Origin of the sequence: Delftia sp. DT-2 (assembly GCF_028401915.1) — a bacterium.
GTDB lineage: Bacteria > Pseudomonadota > Gammaproteobacteria > Burkholderiales > Burkholderiaceae_C > Comamonas > Comamonas tsuruhatensis.
Genome location: NZ_JAQOTI010000043.1, coordinates 1 through 4,809 on the forward strand (window position 1 = coordinate 1; position 4,809 = coordinate 4,809).

5 protein-coding genes are annotated in these 4,809 nt (G+C 49.3%); 1 reads left to right on the top strand and 4 read right to left on the bottom strand.

What is annotated here, in order from left to right:
- Nucleotides 1-373: 373 nt before the first annotated feature.
- Nucleotides 374-823 carry an HAD domain-containing protein gene (locus PO605_RS30600; RefSeq protein WP_272207327.1) on the bottom strand — a complete coding sequence of 150 codons (450 nt, stop codon included), beginning with the start codon at nucleotides 821-823 and terminating at the stop codon, nucleotides 374-376.
- A gap of 105 nt (nucleotides 824-928) precedes the next feature.
- On the opposite strand from PO605_RS30600, the gene PO605_RS30605 reads away from it, so the two are divergent.
- Nucleotides 929-1,228, top strand: coding sequence for a helix-turn-helix domain-containing protein (locus PO605_RS30605; RefSeq protein ID WP_017404651.1), 300 nt, complete (start codon nucleotides 929-931; stop codon nucleotides 1,226-1,228).
- A gap of 16 nt (nucleotides 1,229-1,244) precedes the next feature.
- Here PO605_RS30605 and PO605_RS30610 read toward each other — a convergent pair whose 3' ends face one another.
- From PO605_RS30610 to PO605_RS30620, 3 genes are all read right to left on the bottom strand, one after another.
- Nucleotides 1,245-1,562 (bottom strand): hypothetical protein, encoded by a 318-nt coding sequence (locus tag PO605_RS30610; RefSeq protein ID WP_272207328.1) that lies wholly within the window; start codon nucleotides 1,560-1,562, stop codon nucleotides 1,245-1,247.
- Between the two features lie 788 nt (nucleotides 1,563-2,350).
- On the bottom strand, nucleotides 2,351-3,685 hold the full coding sequence (locus PO605_RS30615) for a hypothetical protein (RefSeq protein ID WP_244387620.1): 1,335 nt from the start codon (nucleotides 3,683-3,685) through the stop codon (nucleotides 2,351-2,353).
- Nucleotides 3,686-4,215: 530 nt separating this feature from the next.
- Nucleotides 4,216-4,740 carry a hypothetical protein gene (locus PO605_RS30620; protein WP_272207329.1) on the bottom strand — a complete coding sequence of 175 codons (525 nt, stop codon included), beginning with the start codon at nucleotides 4,738-4,740 and terminating at the stop codon, nucleotides 4,216-4,218.
- Between the last annotated feature and the right edge of the window lie 69 nt (nucleotides 4,741-4,809).

Sequence of the window (4,809 nt, forward strand, 5' to 3'; positions counted from 1 at the left end):
GCAGGCCATGAAAGATTGGTACCAGACCCACCCGCACCTGTTTCACAAGCGACCATATGATCGTACGGGATGCGACAGGTACTCTCGGATCCAGCGGTGAACCATATACGCGTTGATGCTGTGGCTGAGCGCCACGCCTGAAACCGACGCACCTTCCTGAGAGCACTGCTACAGGACCTGGGCCCTCAACTGCGCGCTGTATGCCCAACGCTTCGGGAGTTCGAGTGTCGACTCTCTTAGTATCGTGCCCACAATCTCCTTCGCATACCCGATGCCTTATCAAGATAACCGGCCCAAGAGGGGATCACCGTCCGCTTACGAATAGGTGGCTCCCCAAGGGATCCGGAGCATCAAACCTCCCTGCTCGCACGAGCTACATGCGGCCTAGCCGCAGGAGCAACTGGCGCCCGGCCTCGCGCGTAAACCCCGTCCGTCCATCTACCAACAAAAGTGCTGGGCAAAATGGCTTGAACAGCCACGGCCGGTCATCAATCGCTAGCCAAGGCAAGTGTGATCTTTGCGTTGACGACAGCCAAGCCCAGCATTCCGCGTGACGTGAAAAACTCACCAAAGTGGGAGGGACATCAAGCAGGTCGCAATAGCGCGGCGTGACGCCTACCACTTTGCTTGCCAACTTCACCGGCAAGATCGAACGAAGGTCTTCCAACGACCTTCCTAGGCGCCATGTGCTAGTGATCACGATCTCGCAATCTTGGACTTGCTCCAACGTCTCAGCAAGGGCCGGAAGGCAGCAAAAGTGCTTGGACTCATGGCAAAACTCGGGGTGCAGCACCCCATCGAAGTCAAGAAAAAGTGTTCGCATAGCTTCAAGACCTCACGCAAGCAACAAGGCGAAAGTAGCTTTAGAGAAGCTTATGAGACCATTTGGTCGTGGTCTTTTTAGTCTCATTGCGAGGAAATCGGGGCGATGTCTCCCGAGAACGTTCCTCTTCAAGCCGACTTTGGCCGTGCGCTCCGGCACCTGCGCGCGGCCAAGGGCTTGACCCAAGAGGACCTGCTCTTGGCCACAAGCCGCAGGCACATGAGCCGCATCGAACAAGGCCATCAACAGCCCAGCATCCAGACTGTCGAAAACTTGGCTGCCGCTCTTCGGATTCACCCTTTGACCTTGCTCGTTGCAGCCTACTGTCCAGGCGTCGACGCCAAGTCTGTTCAAAGTCTCCTGCAAGCGATTGAAAGAGACTTGGGAGACTTGGCAACCCGCTAAACCCTACGGACCGACCTCACGGACGCTGCCGAACCAGCTCTCGCAGCCCCTGTACCAAATTTGGTTCCTTTTCGACCCGCCTTCGCTGCAGCATGCGGCTCACGATTTCGTGGTCCACGTTAATGCAGAAGATGGTCATCGCCTCATGCAAGGTAGCCATAGCTAAGTCTGTGAGGGCCTTACCAGGTATCCCGGCCTTTGAGAGCAGCAACAAGGTCACCGACAGCGCGGCCTTGGGAGGGCATCCAACGCCACCGCTGACCTCACCAGTCAAAAGGTCTCGGAGTTGGTCTGCAACGAGCAGAAGCTGTTGATCGGTCAGTGCTGATGGCAAGACTGATCTCCACCCCCGGGACTGAACAAGGGTGGCCAGCTCTGCTTCTCCAAACTGTCCAAGGCTCGTTTTTTCTACACTCAGCATGTTCCGACATCCAACTTGTTATGAGACTACTTGGTCCCACAGGATCCAAGGCGTGCGAAGATAACTGACAAGCGGGCCGAATCAGCGCCTGGGGTCGTATGGCCGTGCAAATGGCAACTTCTCCGTTGCTCGGAGGCTTGATCTTGGCAACCTATCGGTTGCCCAAATCGAACAGGTACTTGCATTGAAGAACCGCCTTGACCTTCACCGACTGGCAGAGCTGGACCGTCAGCTATCCGAGTTCGCCAAACTACAGCGGCACCCCATCCCACGATGTGGATGGACAAAAACTGTCCGGCTTGCGCTTGGAATGAGTTCCAAGGTGCTGGGTATACGAGTTGCGATATCCGCTCAGGGGGTTCGCAAACTTGAGCAGGCCGAGGCTGATGGCTCTATTACCTTAAAGACCCTTGCGAAGCTTGCACATGGACTGGACTGCGAGGTCCGCTACGTCTTCGTTCCGCGCACTAGCTTGATGAATCAAGTGCTGTCACGGGCTCATGAACTTAGTGATCCACCCGGACTCAACCAGGAGCATCAACCAACGCTATTTTCTGAGGAAATATCTGCGACATCCGCATTGGTTGAGCAGATAAACAGACGTGATTTTTGGTAGTCTTACAGGAAGACACAGATCAACACTAAATTCCAATCCATCTCACCACCAAAAATAAAGAAAATACTCATAGAAATAGCAATAACTAGCGCGACATCTTGTTATTACAGATCAATTGATTCGCAGCAGACACCAAAATATGAGATGAATGCCAAAACCCGTTAAACTTAACTACATCCTCTATTCTTTTCAAGTAAACCGAATCATTCTGCAAACCTACTGAGCCGACCCTCTCCATGTGTGGAGGCTGATTTTTATCAAAATTTCCCAGATTTTCCGGCTTACCAATGACTTTTAAGTACTTTCTGTAACTCACCCTCAATACGGTAATTGCCATCTTTGGTGACTTCCCATATGCTTGAAGAGGAAATTCACGAAATCTGGCTACGAACATATTTTGAAGTGGATATAACCAAAACCTTGGCCTATAGGGGCGAATGAACAACCGGTGTTCTTTAAATACTGTAGTCTCCGGCAACAAATTAGTTTCAACCAACCATCTTCCGCGCAGCGCTCTAGTCAAACACGGCCCCTTAGTCTCAGAAAGGAATTTCTGCCTCTTCATTTCCACCTGAGAAGAATGAATTAAACACCTTTCCTGCTTAGAAATGGCGATTTTCTCAACCAACCCCGGTGCGGCACGTTTCATGGTCATATTTATACATACCGAGGCATCGTGATTACGTCTAAGAAATGTCTCCGGCAGAGTAATTCCATCCAATCTTATTGCAGACCAATCGGCCACTCCACTGGCGCGAGCTTCCTGAGACCTACTTAGAGCCTCGCACCAAATACACCATAGCAACTCCAAAATATGATGGGACTCCTCCCAATTTGGATCTTTTGAAACACTTGATTTATTTATTCTCCCGCGCTCCCGCACATAAAGCATGCCTTTACGCTCAGGCCACATTTGCTCACTATTTGTCACCTTGAGCCATAGCATGTACGCAAATGCCAAATAAGCCTCGGAGTCATAATTTATAGTTTTAGCAATAAATATTGGATCCGCACTATCTCGAAAAATGCGGATCCACTTTACGTGATTCCGCACAACGTGCTTCCGCAGATATCGAGAAAGTGAATGATACAAGGCACCCGCTCTAATTCTCAAATTATCGCCCCACTGCTCTTCCCAGTGATTCCAATTTATCCATTCAAAAAGATAAAGTTGTTGTCTTTTCTCTTTTTTTACAAGAGCTGGCCGAATGTATGAGGTACATTGATAATTAAAATTAGAGCCTGACTCCAAGAGCTCTAACGGGTACTTTAAACCTAGAGCATCACTACAGCCAAAAATCGAAAACGGAAAATCCCACTGCCTATATCCTATTTTTGATCTAGCGCCACCGAGTCTTCTAAACATCGTTATACGATCGTAATTTGCGAGTCCTTCCAACCATTCTGCGATTGGATCCAAAAATTTGGTCTCAGACTTACTAATTGACGGAACTCGACAGGTCTCAGAAGTAAACAATCCCAAACGCCCACAACGACATCCACCTGCAGCAACACAATCGATTCTCGTTATCCTGTAATTAAACGGAGCACCACAATGACAAGTTCTTCTAAGTTCACACCGATGTATGGGGCATATTTCCAGCAATTTTAGCGAAAATAAATCAGTATGGTATCCCAGCTGCAAACACTGCAGGCATATTCCTGGGACCCCATAAAAAAAAGGGCGCATCCAAAGAGGAAACGAATTTCTATGACTTAATCGGAAAACAGCAGGATCTTCTCCGAGCAGTAGAGCCAATTTTTCAATAGGTACAAATGATTCTGTTTCTGCTGTAAAGCCCTTTGGCACATCAGACCTTTTTTCATAAAAAAGATCACCAATCTCACTGGCGCGTAGTGAGTTCAGGACTACTACTCTATTAAGGGTATACCATAGCGATGCGTAGTCCGCTATGGTTCCAGGGACCCACGAAAGTGGAGGTATTTGCATTATCTTAGGCGAGCTCTGGGAGCCAATGCACCGACCAAAGCCATCAGCTGCTTGTGCCCGCTGGCCGCAACGATTGAGCGCAATGCTGACTCTTTGCACAAATAATCCCAATCCGCACCACCACCCACTCTCAACAAGATGTTTCTGCAAACCTGCGCGATTGTCTTCATCGGAAATTCTATAGATCCTTGATAATTTTCAGGCAACTCCCGATTTAAGACCGTCCAAAGAGTATCGGCGTGATCCTGTAGACGGAATCCACAGATCCACGCCTTTTCAGCGACACTTGCTGTAAATGAAACGCCAGAGTTCTGCGGCCACTCAGATCCCTCGTCATATCCTCTCATGACAAATCTGAGTTCCTCACAGCTACGTATGCCATTAAATCTTTCTGACACCAGCATGAACCTAGCAGCGACATGCGCACCACCAGAAAGCGACATGCTTACTGGCTCATCAAAAAATTGCAGCGATGCAATTGAAATAACGCATAACCTGATTCGATGTTGAGCTAGTTGTCGCATCCCGGACGATTGCATAGACTCTAAACGCTATCCACTCTTCATGGCCCGAGCCGTTCTAAAGGAGTTGAT